Source organism: Massilia sp. IC2-477, from assembly GCF_020707265.1.
Classification (GTDB): Bacteria; Pseudomonadota; Gammaproteobacteria; order Burkholderiales; family Burkholderiaceae_D; genus Telluria.
Genome location: NZ_JAJFEQ010000014.1, coordinates 35381 through 52846, shown reverse-complemented (window position 1 = coordinate 52846; position 17466 = coordinate 35381). Strand labels below are relative to the sequence as shown.

Genomic DNA, 17466 nt, shown 5'->3' with positions numbered 1-17466 from the left:
TGGATCCAGGGGTTGACGATGGCCACAGGCTAAAGCGCAGGCAGGCGCAAGCCAACGAATTGTTTCGCTCATCGATATGCGCGCGGCGTTTTAACTTTTTGCTCATATCGAATGGCGCATTCCTTCGTTCACGCGGCGGCGGCGCCAATGCACACTGGACGCATCCATCAACATCCCACGCACGTCCATGCCTTCTTCCCCATCCCCGCAGCGCCAGGACACCGGCGCCGCCACCGCAGCGGATCCGCTGGCCCTGGCCGCCAGCCTGGCCGAGCGCCTGGCCGCCAGCGCCGTCGAACGCGACCGCGCCGGTGGCCACGCCGCCCGCGAACGCGGCTGGATCCGCGAGTCCGGCCTGCTCACCTTGTCGGTGCCGCTCGAGCACGGTGGACAGGGCGCCAGCTGGGCGACGGTCAACCAGGCGGTGCGCATCCTGGCGCGCGCCGACAGCGCCCTGGCCCACCTGTTCGGCTTTCACCACCTGCAGCTGGCCGGCATTCAGCTGTACGGCAGCGAACTGCAGCAGCGCAGCCTGCTGGGCATGACGGTCAAACAGAACCTGTTCTGGGGTAATGCCCTGAACCCGCTCGACCGCCGCACCCGCGCCGTCGCCCTGCCGACCGGCTACCGGCTCGATGGCGTCAAGAGCTTCTCGTCCGGCTCGGTGGGCTCGGACTGGCTCACCGTGTCGGCCTGGGACGAAGCAGCCGGCGCATCCCTGATCGCGGTGCTGCCGACCACCCAGCCGGGCATCCACGTGGAAGCCGACTGGGACGCCTTCGGCCAGCGCCAGACCGACAGCGGCAACGTCCACTTCGACCGCGTGCACCTGCCTACCGCCCTGGTGCTGCAGGCGCCGGGCCAGGCGCCGACGCCGCGCAGCACGCTGCGCTCGCAGGTGGCGCAGCTGGTGATGGCCAACCTCTACCTCGGCATCGCGCAGGGCGCCTTCGAGGCGGCGCGCGGCTACACGCTGGAGTCAAGCCGCCCCTGGCTGGCTTCCGGCGTGGACGACGTCACCGACGACCCTTATGTCCAGCACCGCTACGGCCAGTTCTGGCTGATGCTGCGGCCGGCCGCGCTGCTGGCCGACGCCGCCGGTGAACTGCTCGAGGCAGCCTTCCGCAAGGGCGATGCGCTCAGCGCGGCCGAGCGCGGCGAGGTCGCGGTGGCGGTCGCCGAAGCCAAGGTGCTGGCGCACCGCGCCGCCATCGACATCGGCAGCCAGCTGTTCGAACTGACCGGGGCCCGCTCGACGTCGGCGCGCTACGGCTTCGACCGTTTCTGGCGCAACGCGCGCGTGCACACCCTGCACGACCCGGTCGACTACAAGCTGCGCGACCTCGGGCGCTACGCGCTGTCGGGACGCTTCCCGGAACCCACCCCCTATTCCTGACGCCGTGAGCACGCCAGACCCCTCCTTCGCCGTGCGCATCGCGCGCGCCAGCAAATCCTTTCCCCTGCCCGAGGGCGGCAGCTTCGCGGCCGTGCGCGAGGTCACGCTCGACATCGCCCAGGGCGAGATCTACGGCCTGGTCGGACGCAGCGGCGCCGGCAAGTCGACCCTGCTGCGCATGCTCAATCTGCTGGAGCGCCCCGACAGCGGCAGCGTCGTCGTGGCCGGGCGCGAACTGACCCGACTGGGCAAGCGCGAGCTGCGCGAGGCGCGGCGCCAGATCGGCATGGTGTTCCAGGGCTTCAACCTGCTGCAGAACGCCACCGTGTTCGAGAATGTCGCCTTTCCCCTGCGCCTGCAGGGTACGCTGAACGCACCGCGGCTCGCGGCGCGGGTCGAGGAATGCCTGGCGCTGGTCGGGCTGGAGGACAAGCGCTCCAGCTATCCGGCCAAGCTCTCCGGCGGGCAGAAACAGCGCGTGGCGATTGCCCGCGCGCTGGCCAGCCAACCGGCGGTGCTGCTGTGCGATGAACCGACTTCCGCGCTCGACCCGGAAACCACGCGCGGGTTGCTGGCCACGCTGCGCGACATCAACCTGCGCCTGGGCGTGACCATCGTCATCGTCAGCCACGAACTGGCGGTGATCGGCAGCCTGTGCGACCGCGTCGCGGTGCTGGAAGACGGCGCGGTCGCCGAGCAGTTCGCCCTCAGCGACCACAGCGTGCCGCGCAGGACCGCACTCGGTCGCGAACTGGCCTGGTACGACAGCGAGGCGCGCGCCGCGACCCGGCTGGGAGCGGTCCATGACTGATACCCTGATTGCGCTGCTGCCCGAGCTGTGGCGCGCGCTCGGCGAAACCCTGCTCATGCTGGGGCTCGGCCTGTCGGCGGCGGTGCTGTTCGGCGGGCCGCTGGGGGTGGCGCTCTACCTGGGGCTGGATGCGGCTTCCGCACGCGGCCGGCGCGCCGGCCTGGTGCTGGGCTGGCTGGTCAATACGGTGCGCTCCTTCCCCTTCATCATCTTGATGGTGGCGCTGGTGCCGCTCACGCGGGTGATTGCCGGCACCTCGATCGGGCCGCTGGCCGCCGCCGTGCCGCTCTCCTTTGCCGCCATTCCGTATTTCGCGCGCCTGGTCGAGCAGCAGCTGCGCGACGTGCCGCGCGGCGTGATCGAGGCCGCCGAAGCGATGGGTGCCTCCACCTGGCAGATCGTCACCCGGGTACTGCTGCGCGAGGCACGTTCCGGCCTGGTGCTGGCGCTGACGGTACTCGCCATCAGCTTTCTTTCCTACTCCGCGGTCGCCGGCGTGGTCGGCGGCGGCGGCATCGGCGACCTCGCCATCCGCTACGGCTATTACCGCTTCGAGACCGATGTCATGGTGCTCACGGTGGCGCTGCTGGTGCTGCTGGTGCAGCTGATCCAGTTCAGCGGCGGCCGGCTGGCGCGCCGCCTCGACAAGCGCTGATTTTTCATTCACACAGGACCGTCCATGCACGCACCCCGCCGCACCCTGCTCGCCGCCACCCTGCTTGCCCTGACCCTCGGCGCACAGGCGAAAGACCCGAAGGAGCTGGTGATCGGCACCAGCGCCGGTCCCTATGCCGACCAGGTCAAGCTCGGCATCAAGCCGCTCCTCGAGAAGAAGGGCTACAAGGTGAAGATCGTCGAGTTCAACGACTACATCCAGCCGAATTTCGCACTGGCCGAAGGCGCGCTCGACGCCAACGTGTTCCAGCACATCGTCTACCTGACCCGCTTCGCCGCCGAACACAAGCTGGCGCTGTCGGAACTGGTCAAGATCCCGACCGCGCCGATCGCGATCTACAGCCGCCGGCACCGCAGCCTCGACAGCGCGAAGAGCGGCAGCACGGTGGCGCTGCCGAACGACCCGACCAACCAGGCGCGCGCCCTGGTCATGCTCGACCAGCTTGGCTGGATCAGGCTGCGTCCCAACGTGGACCCGGTGCGCGCGTCGGAAAAGGACATCGCCGCCAACCTGAAAGGGGTCAAGCTGCTCCCGCTGGAAGCTGCCCAGCTGCCGCGCGCCCTGCAGGATGCCGACTTCGCCTTCGTCAACGGGAACTATGCCCTGGCCTCGGGCCTCAAGCTCAAGGACGCGCTGCGCACCGAGCGGATCTCGCCGAACTACGCCAACCTGGTGGCGGTGCGCACGGCCGACCGCGACAAGCCCTTCGCACGCGACATCGCCGCCGCCTACCGCTCGCGCGAATTCCTCGAGGTGACCGAGCGCCACTTCGCCGACTACGCCAAGACCGATTACCAGCTGGCGCTACAGGCGGGGAAATGAGCATGGCGCGCCCGATCCGCTTCAACGCTTTCCAGATGAATACACCGGGCCACCAGTCGCCCGGGCTGTGGACCCATCCGCGCAGCGACAGCGAGCGCTATACCACGCCGGAATACTGGATCGAACTGGCACAGCTGCTGGAAAGCGGCGGCTTCGACGCCATCTTCCTGGCCGACGTGCTGGGCGTGTACGACGTCTACCGTAAAAGCGCCGCCCCGGCGCTGCGCCATGCGGTGCAGGCGCCGCTGAACGACCCGCTGGCCCTGGTGCCGCTGATCGCCCAAGCGACAAAACGCCTCGGGATCGGCGTCACCGCCGCCCTCACCTACGAGCATCCGTACACCTTCGCGCGCCGCATGTCGACGCTCGACCACCTGAGCCGCGGCCGGGTCGGCTGGAACATCGTCACCGGTTACCTCGACAGCGCCGCGCGCAACCTGGGCCTGGACCGCCAGCTCGGCCACGACGAGCGCTACGACCTGGCCGACGAGTACCTGGAAGTGGTCTACAAGCTGTGGGAGAAAAGCTGGGAAGACGGCGCCGTCGTGCGCGACCGCGCCCGCGGCGTGTACACCGACCCCGAACGCGTGCACCCGATCAACCATGCCGGGACCTATTACACGGTGCCCGGCATCCACCTGTGCGAACCTTCGCCCCAGCGCACGCCCTTCCTGTACCAGGCCGGCGCCTCGCCGCGCGGGATGCGCTTCGCCGCGCGCCATGCGGAAGCGACGTTCGTCAGCGCACCCGGCAAGGCGGCCGTCAAGCGCTACGTCGACTCCGTCCGGGCGGCGCGCCAGGCCGAGGGACGCGATCCGCAGCAACTGCTGGTATACGCCCAGGCGCTGGTAATCACCGGCGCCACCGAAGCCGAGGCCCGGGCCCGCCTGGCGGAATACCAGCAATACGTCGACATCGAAGCGGCGCTGGCCCTGCTGTCCGGCTGGACCGGCGTCGACTTCGCGCGCCATCACCTGGACGACACCATCGAGTACATCGACACCGACGCCGGGCGCTCGGCCCTGGCCTCGCTCAGCACGGCCGACCCGGAGCGGCGCTGGACCGTGCGCGAAGCCGCGCAGTTCATCGGCCTGGGCGGGCGCGGCCCGCTCATCGTGGGCGACGGCGCCCAGGTGGCCGACCAGCTGGAAGACTGGCTGGACGTGACCGGCGTCGACGGCTTCAACCTGGCCTACGCGCTGCCGCTCGAGGACATGCGCGGCGTCGTCGAACACGTGGTGCCGGAACTGCGGCGGCGCGGCCGCTACCGCACCGAGGAGCTCGACGGCGCCACCCTGCGCGAGCGCCTGCTCGGCGCCGGCGCCGGCCTGGCGCCCGACCATCCGGGACGCCAGGTGCGCATCGACGCGCCGGCCGCCGATTTGCTGCCCACGGCAGCCTGACCTGAAGGAGCATCATGAAACGACGAAGCCTGCTGCAGCTTGCCGCCCTCGGCGCCCTCCCCATCGGTTCGGTGCGCGCCGCGCCGCTGGAAGAGCTGCGGCTCGACTATGCTTATTATTCGCCCACCAGCCTGGTGCTGCGCCACTTCGGCTGGCTGGAAGAGGAATTCAAGGCCGAGGGCACGCGCATCAAGTGGGTGCTGAGCGCCGGCAGCAACCGCGCGCTCGAATACCTGAACGCCAACAGCATCGACTTCGGTTCCAGCGCGGGCCTGGCGGCCCTGCTGGCGCGCGCCAACGGCAACCCGATCCGCACCCCCTACATCTATTCGCGCCCCGAGTGGACGGCGCTGGTGGTGCCGAAGAACTCGCCGATCCGTTCGCTGGCCGACCTGCGCGGCAAGAAGGTGGCGGCGACCAAGGGCACCGATCCCTATCTGTTCCTGCTGCGCGCCCTGCACAGCGTGGGCTTGAAGCGCACCGACATCGAGCACGTCAGCCTGCAGCACGCCGACGGCCGCGCGGCCCTCGAGCAGGGCCGGGTCGACGCCTGGGCTGGGCTCGACCCCCACATGGCGGCGAGCGAACTGGAAGGCGGCGCGCGCCTGCTGTACCGCAACGTCGGCTTCAACACCTACGGCTTCCTGAACGTGCGCGAGGACTTCCTCGCCAGCCGCCCGGGCGAGACGGCGCGCGTGATCAAGGCCTATGAGCGGGCGCGCGCCTGGACCCGCGCGAATCCCTCCGAGGCGGCGAAGATCCTGTCCAGCGAAGCCAAGGTCTCGCTGCCGGTGGCGCTCCTGCAGGTCAAGCTGCGCAGCGACTTCAGCAACCCGCAGCCGGGCGCCGAGCACTTGCGCGCGCTGCAGCTGGCGGCGCCCATCCTGCGCGACGAAGCCCTGGTCAAGCCCGGCACGGATCTCGACAAGGTGATCGCCAGCCTGATCGACGTGCGCTTTGCCCGCCCACTGGTCGCGCGCGCCTGAGCCATGGAACCGCGTTCGATCGAACTGAGCGCGCCCGCGCCCACGTTGCGCCTCAGGCCCGGCCTGCCGCTCGGCGCCCTGCTGCCCGTCCTGATCGTGCTGGGCGCGGAGCTGGGCGTGCGCGCCGGCCTGGTGCCGGCCAACCTGCTGCCGCCGCCGAGCGCCGTGGGCGAAGCCCTGGCCTGGCTGGCCGCCAACGGCTTGAGCAGCCACCTTGCGGCCAGCACGCTGCGGGTGCTCGCCGGCTTCCTGGCCGGCGCCGCGCTGGCGCTGCCGCTGGGCGCCCTGGTCGCGCTCGACCGGCGCGCCGAGCGCCTGCTCGATCCCAGCTTCCAGGCCCTGCGGGCCATCCCCTCGCTGGCCTGGGTGCCCCTGTTGCTGCTCTGGTTCGGCATCGACGAAACCCCGAAGCTGGTCCTGATCGCGATCGGCGCCTTCTTCCCGGTATACATGGGCGTGGTGTCCGGCATCCGCGGGGTCGACCGCAAACTGGTCGAGGTCGGGCGCCTGTACCGGTTGCCGCCGGTGACGCTGGCGCGCCGGGTGCTGCTGCCGGCCGCGCTGCCGGCCATCCTCACCGGCCTGCGCAACGGCCTGAGCCTGGCCTGGATGTTCATGGTGGCGGCCGAGCTGATCGCCGCCAGCCGCGGCCTTGGCTACCTGCTGACCGACGGGCGCGAATCGAGCCGCGCCGACATCATGCTGGCGGCCATCGTGCTGCTGGCCCTGCTCGGGAAACTGAGCGACAGTGCGATGCAGGCGCTGGAACGGCGCCTGCTGGCCTGGCGCGACAGTGTCGGCGACCGGAGCTCCCCATGAGACCCCTGCTCGACATCGCCGTGGACGCCAAGGACCACGGCGCGCGTCCCGTGCTGCGCAGCCTGCGCCTGCGCCTGGCGCCCGGCGAAGCGGTGAGCCTGGTCGGGGCCAGCGGCTGCGGCAAGAGCACCCTGCTGTCGATCGCCGCGGGACTCGACACCGCTTACCGCGGCAGCGTGTGCCTGGACGGCCAGCCGCTGCGCGGCCCCTCGCTAGACGTCGGCATGGTGTTCCAGGAACCGCGCCTGTTTCCCTGGCTGACGGTGGCGCAGAACATCGCCTTCGGCGCCGCGCCGGACCGCGATTCAAGCGCGCGCATCGCCGCCCTGCTGGACGAAGTGGGCCTCGCCGGCCATGCGGACGCGCTGCCGAAGCAGCTCTCGGGTGGCCAGGCCCAGCGCGCGGCAATCGCGCGCGGCCTGTTCACGTCGCCGCGCGTGCTGCTGCTGGACGAGCCCTTCTCGGCGGTCGATGCCTTCACCCGCATGCGCCTGCAGGACCTGCTGGGGCGGGTGGTGCGCCAGCGCGGGCTGGCCGTGCTGGTGGTCACCCACGACATCGACGAAGCCCTGCTGCTGGGCGACCGCGTGCTGCTGATGGATGCGGCGGCAGGGCCGGTGCGGGCCGAATTCACGGTCGACCTGGCGCGCCCGCGCGAGCGCGCCGCGCTGGCCGCCAGTGCGCTCAGGGGAGCGATCCTGGACAGCCTGCACGCGGCTCATGCCTTCTAATGGACTAGGTATTGCGCGACTGCGCTTGTGATACGTTGCTGCCGGGCGGGACGCTCTGGGTCAGCCAGACATTGCCGCCGATGGTGGAGCCGGCGCCCACCGTGATGCGGCCCAGCACCGTGGCGCCGGCATAGATGACCACGTCGTCCTCGACGATCGGGTGGCGCGGCGCGCCTTTCACCAGCGCGCCGCCGGCGTCCACCGGGAAGCGCTTGGCGCCCAGGGTCACTGCCTGGTACAGGCGCACGCGCTCGCCCAGGATGGCGGTCTCGCCGATGACGACGCCGGTGCCGTGGTCGATGAAGAAGCTGCCGCCGATTTGCGCCGCCGGGTGGATGTCGATGCCGGTCAGCGAGTGGGCGATGTCGGCCGCCAGCCGCGCCAGGAAGGGCACGCCCAGTCGGTGCAGGCAGTGCGCCAGGCGGTGGTAGAGGATGGCGATGGTGCCCGGATAGCACAGCATGATCTCGGCCACCGAACTGGCCGCCGGGTCGCCCACCAGCGCCGCCTGCACGTCCGACACCAGCAGCGCCCGGATCGCCGGCAGGCTGCCGGCAAACTCGCGCGTGATGGCCCGCGCCTGCTCGAACAGGATGGCCTCGTCGGCTTCCGCGAACTGGGGCGTAAAGCGCAGCGCGCGCCGCACCTGGCCCACCAGCCGGTCCAGCGCCACATTGAGCGTGTCGCCGACGAAGTAGTCAATGCTCTCGTCGTTCAGGTCGGGCCGCCCGTAATGGGTCGGGAACAGCGCCGCCGAGACGCCGTTGATCACCTGGGTCAGGACTTCGCGCGAGGGCAGCTCGCGCACCCGGCCCTGGTGGCGGATGTTATGGGTCGATTCGCGCGAGGTGCGCAATGCATCGATGATCGGGCCCAGGTGCCATTGCACGGAGCCGGAAGAGGTCGGGAAATCGCTGTTCATGCCCCCAGCCTACATGCCCGCCGCGCACCGGAAAACGATTTAAATCATCCATCGATATGCGCAAATCGTTGGAGATCATGATTGGCGCATAAGCTGATCAATGCCATCACTTCAGGCGCGGTTTTTGCATTATGTTAATGGCCCGCGGCGCCCACACGGCACCGCTGCCGACCATGCCGACAACTGCGCCATTGCGGTGCAGTCCGCACCGGCATGGAACCTCACTTACCTTGGGAGTCTTCGTGTCCATCGCTGCAAGCAGTGTCCGTACCCAACTACGTATCGCATTCGCGTTCGTGATCATCGTTTCCTTCCTGTCAACCGCGGTCGCCATCTGGCGCCTGCAGCGCATGTCGCAGGAAACCGAGGCGCTGACCCAACGCCCGCTCATCAAGGAGCGCCTCGCCTCGCAGTGGCTGCTCAACACCTCGGTGTCGGCCAAGCGCACCGCAGCAGTCGCGCGCTCGGCCGATCCGGAGCTGGCCAAGGCTTTCTCCGCCGAGAGTACGGAGTCGAGCCGCCGCACCAGCGCGCTACAGGAACAGGTTGGCGCCCTGCTCGACACGCCGGAAGAAAAAGCGCTGTTCGCGGCAATCGGCGAAGCGCGCGGGCGCTACATCGCCAGCCGCGACCGGGTCATGCGCCTGAAGGCGGAAGGCCAGACAGTCGAGGCAATGGCGCTGTACGAGCGCGAATTCGTGCCCGCCACCCAGCAATACATAGATGGCGTGACGGCGCTGCAAGCTTTGCAGCACAAGGCCATCGACACCGGCGCGCGTGCCGTGCTGGACGACGCACACCACAGCAGCAGCATGCTGGTCGGTCTGTGCGTGCTGACACTCGCCGTCAGCATCGCCGCCTCGATGCTGTTCGCGCGCGCCCTGTTCCGCCGCCTGGGCGGCGAACCGGCGGAAGCGGCCCGGGTAGCAAGCGAGATCGCGGCCGGCAACCTGGCGGTCCAGGTCGCGCTGCGGCCGGGCGATGGGGCGAGCCTGATGCACGCGCTGCAGGGCATGCGCGACAGCCTGGCCGGCATCGTCGGCCAGGTGCGCGAGGGTACCGCCACCATCGGCAGCTCGGTGGACGCGATGGCCGACGAGGCACAGGAACTGTCGCGCCGCACCGAGAGCCAGGCGGCGGCACTGGAACAGACCGCGTCGTCGATGAACGAACTGGCGCATGCGGTCCAGCACAGCGCGGCCAACGCGGACCAGGCGAACGGGCTGGCGCTGCAAGCCTCCACCGTGGCGCAGCAGGGCGGCGCCATGGTCGGCGAGCTGGTCGACACCATGGGCGCGATCAACGCCTCCTCGGCGCGCATCACCGACATCATTGGCGTGATCGACGGTATCGCCTTCCAGACCAACATCCTGGCCTTGAATGCGGCCGTGGAAGCGGCGCGCGCTGGCGAGCAGGGGCGCGGCTTCGCGGTGGTGGCAGGTGAGGTGCGCAGCCTGGCGCAGCGCGCTGCTGCTGCGGCCAAGGAGATCAAGGAACTGATCGATGATTCGACCCGCCGCGTGTCGCTCGGCGCCGACCTTGCCGGTCGCGCCGGCACCACCATGACTGGCATCGTCGAGAGCATTGGCCGGGTGACCGCAATCATGGGTGAAATCGTCGACTCCAGCAAGGAACAGGCGAACGGCATCCAGCAGGTGCACCGCGCGGTGGCCGACATGGACAGTGTCACCCAGCAAAACGCGACCCTGGTCGAAGAATCGGCGGCAGCCACCGATTCGATGAAGGAACAGGCGGCGCGCCTGGCCTCTCTGGTGGCGGTCTTCACGCTGGCCATACCTTCGCAGCCTGCCGGGCGTCCGGCTGGCGGTGCCCAGGTCACGGTGCGGCACGCCAAGCCCGGCGAGCCGGCCTTGAGCGCTTCCTGACCCCGGCGCCGGGGCGGCCATTGCCGGCCCGGCGTTTCTGAAGCAACATAGTGCTTTGTTGATTTTGTGGATGAGTCCCGCATGAACCTGCCTTCCCACCAGCTGTCGATGACGGTCCTGATGACCCCGGACACGGCGAACTTTTCCGGTAACGTCCACGGCGGCACCATCCTCAAGCTGCTCGACCAGGTCGCCTACGCCTGCGCCAGCCGCTACGCCGGCCGCTACGTGGTGACGATGAGCGTCGACCAGGTCACCTTCCGCCAGCCGATCCATGTCGGCGAGCTGGTCACCTTCCTCGCTTCGGTCAACTACGCCGGGCGCAGCTCGATGGAAATCGGCATCAAGGTGATCGCCGAGGATATTCGCTCGCAGGTGGTGCGCCACGTGAACAGCTGCTTCTTCACGATGGTGGCCGTGGACGACGACCGCAAGCCGGTGGCCGTGCCGCAGCTGGCGCCATCGACCCCGGACGAACAGCGCCGCTTCGAGGAAGCCAAGGCGCGCAAGGCGGCCCGGCTGGAACTGGAACGGCATCACGCCGAACGCGCCGCGGCGCGCGCCTGAAGCCAGCGCCTGCCGTGCGTCGAAGCGCGGCTGGCACGGTTAGCATCCAGGCTCGACCATATCGGGAGCACGCATGAAACCTATCCTGCTCGCAGCATTGCTGTGCACGTCCTTGTGCGCACCTGCCGCTTTTGCCGCTGGCCAGTCGGAAAGCGGCGCCAAACCGCTCGCCACCATCCCCGCGCTCGACCTCAAGCGCTACCTGGGCACCTGGTACGAGATCGCGAAATTCCCGAATTCCTTCCAGAAGAAATGCATCGGTTTCACCACCGCCACCTACAGCCTGCGCGAGGATGGCCGGGTCAACGTCGTCAACCGCTGCCGGCGCGCCGACGGCGGCACCGACACGGCCAACGGCGTGGCGCGCCAGCCCGGAGGCCCAACTTCGCCGAAGCTGGAAGTGCGCTTCGCCCCGGCCATCGTGTCCTGGGTGCCGATGGTCTGGGGCGACTACTGGGTGATCGACCTCGACGCGGATTACCAGCTTGCCGCGGTCAGCGAGCCGAAGCGCGAATACCTGTGGATCCTGTCACGTACGCCGAAGGTCGACCCGGCCGCCTACGACGCCCTTCTCGGCCGCCTGCGCGCCCAGGGCCTGGACCTGAACCGCCTGGCGCCGACCAGGCAGGCGGAATGACGGGGACTTCCTGATTTCGCGGAAGCACTACCGCCGCGCCGACCCCTGTGCTAGAATGCGAGCCCTTGGCCTGGTAGCTCAGTTGGTAGAGCAGAGGATTGAAAATCCTTGTGTCGGTGGTTCGATTCCGCCCCGGGCCACCAAGAACATGTCTTGCATAACGCCCACTCCTACGAGTGGGCGTTGTCGTTTCTGGGTCTATTTCCGCCATTCCTGGGGGCGGGCCGGTCCCACCTCATTGACGCCCCCTACCGCCTTTAGTTCGTAAAAACCCTTATCGCTTATATTTGCCTGGGCAAATAAAATACATATTTTCCATACGCACATATTGCGCAGAGGCACTTTCAGACCGTGTGACAGCATTTGAAGAGCTAAACACATGCAATTCGGCAAGCTGATTAGCCAGACGTGGATGCGCTTTTAAAGCGCTTGATAAAGAAATGCTGTCCCTGGGCCTGACCGCGTCGCAGTTTGTCGTGGTCATCGGTGCGATGGGCGCTTACTGAATGGGTTCAGCGAACAGGAAGCGCTGGCCCTCCAACATGCGCTGGAAAAGAATCCTGCTCAATGCGAGACAGTCGTCCCCGCAGGAGCAGGCATCAAGCATCGCCGCGCTCTTGGTAGGAAAGTAAATTCCCGAACACATCAGCTCGCGTCTGCACACCGTTGTCAATTGACGGTTGGCTGGCGCTTTCAATCTTTATCAGGAGGACTCATCACATGAGTCAAGAAACCAGCAACAATCCAGCAACCCGCTCCAGCGGCATGCGCTTCACCCGACGCAAGTTCATCGGGGCTGCTGTCGGCGCCGCAGCGGTCTGGGGCGGCTACTCGTTTTTACTGGGTGGCCAATACCGTGCCGCCAAGGCTGATCGCCGGGTCGACGTGCTGCTGATCGGCGGCGGCATCATGAGCGCAACACTCGGCGTCTATCTGTCCGAGCTGGAGCCGAGCTGGACCTTCGAAGTGTTCGAACGTTTGGATAAAGTTGCGGAAGAAAGTTCCAATGGCTGGAACAACGCGGGAACAGGTCACTCGGCGCTGTGCGAACTGAACTACACGCCGATGGACGATAAGGGCCAAGTGCACATTGCAAAGGCGATTGAGATCAACGAGAACTTCCAGATCTCGCGCCAGTTCTGGGCGCATCAGGTGCGCAAGGGTGTGCTGGGCAATCCACGCGAGTTCATCAATTCGACACCTCATATGAATCTCGTGTTCGGCGAGGAGAACCGGGAGTTCCTCCGCAAGCGCGTTGCGGCCTTGAAGGCGTCACCACTGTTCGCCGGCATGGAATTGAGCACCGACCGGGCCAGGATTACCGAGTGGGTTCCGCTCATGTTGGAAGGCCGCAAAGCGGACGAGCTGGTAACCGCCACCCGTTCGCCGCTCGGCACCGACGTCAACCTGGGCGCGATTACCCGCCAGTTCTACCAGCATCTCGGCCAGACGGTGGGCAGCAGGATTTCGACCGGATACGAGGTCCGCTCGATCACGCGCAACGAGGATGGATCCTGGCGCGTGTCGGCATTCGACATCAAGGATGGTTCCAAAGTCCAGACGGTGGATGCCCGCCATATCTTCATCGGTGCGGGCGGCGCCGCATTGCCGCTGCTGCAGTTGTCGGGCATTCCTGAAGCGAAACAATATGCTGGTTTCCCGGTAGGCGGCGAGTTCCTGGTCACCGACAATCCGGCAATTACCTCGCGTCACCTGGCGAAAGTGTACGGGCTGGCAGATACGGGTTCGCCACCGATGTCGGTGCCGCACCTGGATACCCGCGTGCTGGATGGTAAAACGGTGCTGCTGTTCGGGCCATTCGCCACCTGGTCGACCAAGTTCCTCAAAAATGGTTCCTATTTCGATATCGCGAAGGCGACTACGCCCTCCAATATCATTCCGCAACTTCAAGTCGGCGCCCACGAGTTTGCACTCGTAAAATATCTTGCGGAACAATTGGAGCAGTCCAGGGAGGACAAGATGGCGGCGCTGCGCCACTACATGCCCGACGCGAAGGACGAAGATTGGCGGCTGTGGCAAGCTGGTCAGCGCGTGCAGATCATCAAGAACACCTCGGACAAGGGCGGCGTACTGAAGCTCGGTACAGAAGTCGTGGTGTCCGAAGATCGCTCGGTGTCTGCCTTGCTGGGGGCATCGCCTGGTGGTTCCACCTCGCCGGCGATCATGCTGTCGCTGCTGGAGAAAGTGTTCCCGGATCGGATGAAGACAAGCGCGTGGCAGCAAAAGATTCGCGAGATCGTTCCGTCCTATGGCAAGAAGCTGAACGAGAACGTGCAGCTGCTGGCGACGACCTGGGCAAGCACCGCGGAAACCCTGCAGCTGGCGATCGCATCGCCAAGCCTGGATACCTTTATTCCAGGCGCCGCTCCCGGCGCTCAGCCTGGGCAAGTGAAAGAGCGGTCCGATATCGCGCTGTAGTGCTGTCCAGCTTCAACGCCAACCCATGCAGGTTGGCGTTTTCGTTTCCGGGGCCATCCGCCTCAGTCTTTCCTTTCCCTGAACTCGCCATCGATCACCATATCGTCGCTGCGCGTGGCCGGCTTGCGTCCGGCGAACGGGAAGACCGACGACAGCAAGCGGTCGAACATGGCCCGCCTCAGCCAGGGCAAGGTGAGCACGAACAGCGTTGTGAACCCGGTGAACCCCGCCGGCACGTAGTCGCCCTGCGACAGAAAGTGCAGGAAGCACAGTGCGAGCAAGCCGACGATGAGCGGGCGCCGCACGGGTTTCGGCAAAAGACCGACGATGCGCAGCTTGCCTTTGCTAAATGAAGGAAATCGTGCCAGAAGAGCGCCAAGCAGCAGCCCGGCGACGAACCGGCTCGTGTCCAGGTAATCGGCCAGCACGCCGATCACAAGGAAACCGGTATAGGTCATCGTGCTGGCCAAGGCTGCCAACAGCAACAGTGCGATCGCGATGCTCAGCTTTGGCCGGCGCACCACCGTTCTGATGAGAAAACCGAGGATTTTTGTACTCCAGCGAATGACATTGGAAGGCCCATTCTAGCAGCCCCCCTCCCGCGTCAAGTGCCCCGCTGCGCCTGCGCCATCTCGATCGCCGGCAAGGTCACCGTCAGGAAGGACGATATCTGTCCGATCAGCTCGGCAGCCTGCAGTCGCACCTGCTCCATCTGCAGCGTCGACAGCTCGGTCTGGCGGATGGCCTGCTGGAGCAGCGTGCGGCGCTGGATCAGCGCGTCATGCACGCGCGCATCGAGCGCGCCGGCGGCGAGTTTGGCCACCACGGCCAGCACCGCCGCATGCAGGCCCAGGTTCTTTCCCGACGCTGTCATCTCGCGCATGGCGGCTTCGCTGTCGGCCATCAGCTGCACCAGCTGCGCACGGCTTGCGGTCAGCGCCGGCTTGTATTCGGCGGGCGGGCTCCCGCGGCGCAACAGCTTGCCGATGACGCTAGTCGGCGCACGGGTAGCCTCGAGCGCGGCGTCCAGCAGCGCGGGCACGCCCATCTGCGTGAACTTCAGCACCAGGTCGGTGATCGGCTGGAGCAGCACGGCCTGCTCCATCAGGGCCTTCTCGCCCCAGTCCGCCACTAGCGCCAGGTTGACCGGCAGGATGCGGCGAAACAGCGCAGCCAGGCGCTGCTCGGACTGCTCGAACAGGAGCGGGTAATCCTGCCTGGCGATCGCCAGCGCATCGCGCACCGCCGGATGGTCCTCGCTGTCGAACAGCGGCCGGGCGGCGGCTTTGGCCGGCAGGCCGTCCGGCGCCGGGGGCAGATCGTCGAAGGACAGCGCCCGGGGCGGGCTACTCGGGACCGGCGCCGCTTCAAGCTGCTCGTCGCCGAAGTCGAAGGCGCGCGGCCCGAACGGACGCGGGGCGGGCTCGGGAGAAGGCTCAGCCTCCTCGCCGAAGTCGAATGCCTTGGGCGTCTGCTGGGTCATCGCTCCATGCGGCGGCGAGCGCCGGCCGTTCTCAGACAGTGCCGCCGAGCTTGCGGATGAAGGTCGCCAGGTTCAGCTTGAAGCCCGCGCCCACGGCCTGGAAGCGCCACTCGCCATCCTTGCGGTACAGCGAACCGAACTGCAGCGCGGTCTTGTCCGAGTAATCTTCGTCGAGGTCGTATTCCGCGAGCACTTCGCCGGTCTCGTCGTTGTACACCTTCACATAGGCGTCGGTGACGCGCCCGAAGGTCTGCTGGCGTGCCTCGGCCTCGTGGATGGTGACGACGATCGGCATCTCCACCACCTCGGGCTCGACCCTGGCCAGGTCGACGGTGATGACTTCGTCGTCGCCATCCCTGTCGCCCGTGCGGTTGTCGCCCGAGTGCACCACCGCGCCGTCGGGCGAGGTGGTGTGGTTGTAATAGACGAAGTGGGCGTTGCTGATCATGACCGGATTGTCGCCGGCATCCTTCCGGCACAGGAAGACCGAGGAATCGAGGTCGAATGCAGGGCCGGTGGCCGCGTTGATCTTCCATCCGAGGCCGATCCGGACGCGCCGCAATCCCGGGGCGGTTTTTTCGAGGTTGATGCGATGGCCGGTCTGGAGCGTCGTCGACATGGGCTTTCCTTGTAGGGTGATGGGTATTGCTGGAACGGGTGGGTGCTCAGGGCGCGGCGCCGCCGGCCGAGAAGCGCGCGATCAGTTCGCGCTCCAGTTCCTGCAGCTTCGGCAGCTCTTCCTTGCGGCGCTGCTGGCCTTCGTTCGAGATCTGCTCGAGCTTGTCGAAGGCGGTCACCAGCTGCGCCTGCACGTGCTGCGCGGTTTCCAGGCTGACCAGGGAGCGCTGCTTGGCGCGGGCGACTGTTTCGGTATTCTCGAGCAGCATGTCGGCCTGGGCGCGGAAGGCCGCGTCGGTGGCGTCGTAGGCGGCATTCGCGACCGCCGCGCTCTGCTTGGCTTCCAGCTGCAGCAGGTAGAGCGAGAACACGTTGCGCCAGGCCGGGATCGAGACGTTGACGATGTCCGTGAAGGTATCGGTCAGCGCGCGCGCATTGTCCTGCGACAGGCGGATCTGCGGCACCATCTGCGTGGCCATCAGCATGGCGCGCTTGAGGTCGTCGATGCGCTTTTCCAGCCGCTCGAGGCGGCGTTTGAGCTCGGTGGCCTGCTGCGCCTCGAAGGCGTTGGCCGCCGCGCCCTGCTGCGCCAGCGCCTGGCGCAGCCGCTCGGCCCAGGCTTCGCCCTTCTTCACGTCGGCGTCCAGGCCCTGGTAATAGGTTTCGAGGCCCTTGTACATCTCGTCGAAATCCTGGATGCGCGCCCGGTGCACGTTGGCATGGCGCGTCATCTCGCCGACCAGGGTATCCATGCGCGATTCGACTACCTGGTACTGCGACAGCATCTTTTCCTTGACCGAGCCGAACATGTTCGTGAGGCGCGACACCAGGCCGCCGGAACGCAGCTTGGCCGGGTCCAGGCCCTTCGAGGTGGCGATCAGCTCGTTCAGCTGCGCGCCGAACACATCCGCATCCGAAGCCCGCACGGTGCCCAGCAGCTTGGCGGACACCTTGGCCACGCCGGCGCCGGTGTTGCCGCCCAGGGCCTCGATCGCCTTGTCGTCGATGCCGGAGATATCGACACGGACTACGGGCGCCGCGCTCGCCTCGGGACGCAATGCCGGCAGTGCATCCGGCACGATGCCAGGATTCAGCAGGGGCGCCGGGGCGGGTGCGGGCGCCGCGGGTGCTGCGTTCGCTTCTTCGTCGGAGGAGAACAGCGGTTTCATGAACATTCCTTCAGGGTGAAGTGACAACATGAATAGCTTACCACCGGACAATCCGGCTGGGTAAGCATCGCCGCCACCTGCTGCGTGAAGCATGCATGGGG

Annotated in this window: 17 protein-coding genes and 1 tRNA gene; 13 read left to right on the top strand and 5 right to left on the bottom strand. The window is 67.2% G+C overall.

Annotation, left to right across the window (positions count from 1 at the left end; all coding sequences use genetic code 11):
• Positions 1-187 precede the first annotated feature (187 nt).
• The 8 genes from LK542_RS22390 to LK542_RS22355 are packed head-to-tail and all read left to right on the top strand — an operon-like array spanning position 188 to position 7644.
• Complete coding sequence (locus tag LK542_RS22390; protein WP_227813643.1) at positions 188-1396, top strand: acyl-CoA dehydrogenase family protein; 1209 nt, start codon at positions 188-190, stop codon at positions 1394-1396.
• Positions 1397-1400: 4 nt separating this feature from the next.
• Positions 1401-2207, top strand: coding sequence for an ATP-binding cassette domain-containing protein (locus LK542_RS22385; RefSeq protein ID WP_227813642.1), 807 nt, complete (start codon positions 1401-1403; stop codon positions 2205-2207).
• Complete coding sequence (locus tag LK542_RS22380) at positions 2200-2862, top strand: methionine ABC transporter permease (RefSeq protein ID WP_227802888.1); 663 nt, start codon at positions 2200-2202, stop codon at positions 2860-2862. The genes LK542_RS22385 and LK542_RS22380 overlap by 8 nt, the downstream gene beginning before the upstream one ends.
• 24 nt (positions 2863-2886) lie before the next feature.
• Entirely contained in the window at positions 2887-3705 is an 819-nt protein-coding gene (locus LK542_RS22375) for a MetQ/NlpA family ABC transporter substrate-binding protein (RefSeq protein WP_227813641.1), read from the top strand.
• A gap of 2 nt (positions 3706-3707) precedes the next feature.
• Entirely contained in the window at positions 3708-5108 is a 1401-nt protein-coding gene (locus LK542_RS22370; RefSeq protein WP_227813640.1) for an LLM class flavin-dependent oxidoreductase, read from the top strand.
• Between the two features lie 14 nt (positions 5109-5122).
• Positions 5123-6094 carry an aliphatic sulfonate ABC transporter substrate-binding protein gene (locus LK542_RS22365; protein ID WP_227813639.1) on the top strand — a complete coding sequence of 324 codons (972 nt, stop codon included), beginning with the start codon at positions 5123-5125 and terminating at the stop codon, positions 6092-6094.
• A 3-nt stretch (positions 6095-6097) separates the two neighbouring features.
• Positions 6098-6913, top strand: a complete 816-nt coding sequence (locus LK542_RS22360) for an ABC transporter permease (protein WP_227813638.1) — start codon at positions 6098-6100, stop codon at positions 6911-6913.
• Complete coding sequence (locus LK542_RS22355; RefSeq protein ID WP_227813637.1) at positions 6910-7644, top strand: ABC transporter ATP-binding protein; 735 nt, start codon at positions 6910-6912, stop codon at positions 7642-7644. The genes LK542_RS22360 and LK542_RS22355 overlap by 4 nt, the downstream gene beginning before the upstream one ends.
• A 4-nt stretch (positions 7645-7648) precedes the next feature.
• On the opposite strand, the gene epsC is transcribed toward LK542_RS22355, so the two are convergent.
• Positions 7649-8566 carry a serine O-acetyltransferase EpsC gene (gene epsC / locus LK542_RS22350; RefSeq protein WP_227813636.1) on the bottom strand — a complete coding sequence of 306 codons (918 nt, stop codon included), beginning with the start codon at positions 8564-8566 and terminating at the stop codon, positions 7649-7651.
• Between the two features lie 242 nt (positions 8567-8808).
• Here epsC and LK542_RS24910 point away from each other — a divergent pair, with 242 nt between their 5' ends.
• From LK542_RS24910 to mqo, 5 genes are all read left to right on the top strand, one after another.
• Entirely contained in the window at positions 8809-10452 is a 1644-nt protein-coding gene (locus LK542_RS24910) for a methyl-accepting chemotaxis protein (RefSeq protein WP_374040232.1), read from the top strand.
• Between the two features lie 81 nt (positions 10453-10533).
• The gene (locus tag LK542_RS22335) at positions 10534-11019 is read left to right on the top strand and encodes an acyl-CoA thioesterase (RefSeq protein ID WP_227802881.1); all 486 of its coding nucleotides are present in this window, start codon (positions 10534-10536) and stop codon (positions 11017-11019) included.
• Positions 11020-11092: 73 nt separating this feature from the next.
• Complete coding sequence (locus LK542_RS22330) at positions 11093-11656, top strand: lipocalin family protein (RefSeq protein ID WP_227813635.1); 564 nt, start codon at positions 11093-11095, stop codon at positions 11654-11656.
• A gap of 67 nt (positions 11657-11723) precedes the next feature.
• A tRNA-Phe gene (locus LK542_RS22325) sits at positions 11724-11799 on the top strand.
• A gap of 577 nt (positions 11800-12376) precedes the next feature.
• The gene (mqo, locus tag LK542_RS22320; RefSeq protein WP_227813634.1) at positions 12377-14095 is read left to right on the top strand and encodes a malate dehydrogenase (quinone); all 1719 of its coding nucleotides are present in this window, start codon (positions 12377-12379) and stop codon (positions 14093-14095) included.
• A 62-nt stretch (positions 14096-14157) separates the two neighbouring features.
• Here mqo and LK542_RS22315 read toward each other — a convergent pair whose 3' ends face one another.
• The 4 genes from LK542_RS22315 to LK542_RS22300 form a co-directional block, all read right to left on the bottom strand.
• Entirely contained in the window at positions 14158-14616 is a 459-nt protein-coding gene (locus tag LK542_RS22315) for a hypothetical protein (protein ID WP_227813633.1), read from the bottom strand.
• Positions 14617-14699: 83 nt separating this feature from the next.
• A complete protein-coding gene (locus tag LK542_RS22310; protein WP_227813632.1) occupies positions 14700-15578 on the bottom strand; it encodes a hypothetical protein in 879 nt (292 codons plus the stop codon).
• A gap of 31 nt (positions 15579-15609) precedes the next feature.
• Entirely contained in the window at positions 15610-16197 is a 588-nt protein-coding gene (locus LK542_RS22305) for a TerD family protein (protein WP_227813631.1), read from the bottom strand.
• 46 nt (positions 16198-16243) lie between these two features.
• Positions 16244-17365 (bottom strand): toxic anion resistance protein, encoded by a 1122-nt coding sequence (locus LK542_RS22300; RefSeq protein ID WP_227813630.1) that lies wholly within the window; start codon positions 17363-17365, stop codon positions 16244-16246.
• Between the last annotated feature and the right edge of the window lie 101 nt (positions 17366-17466).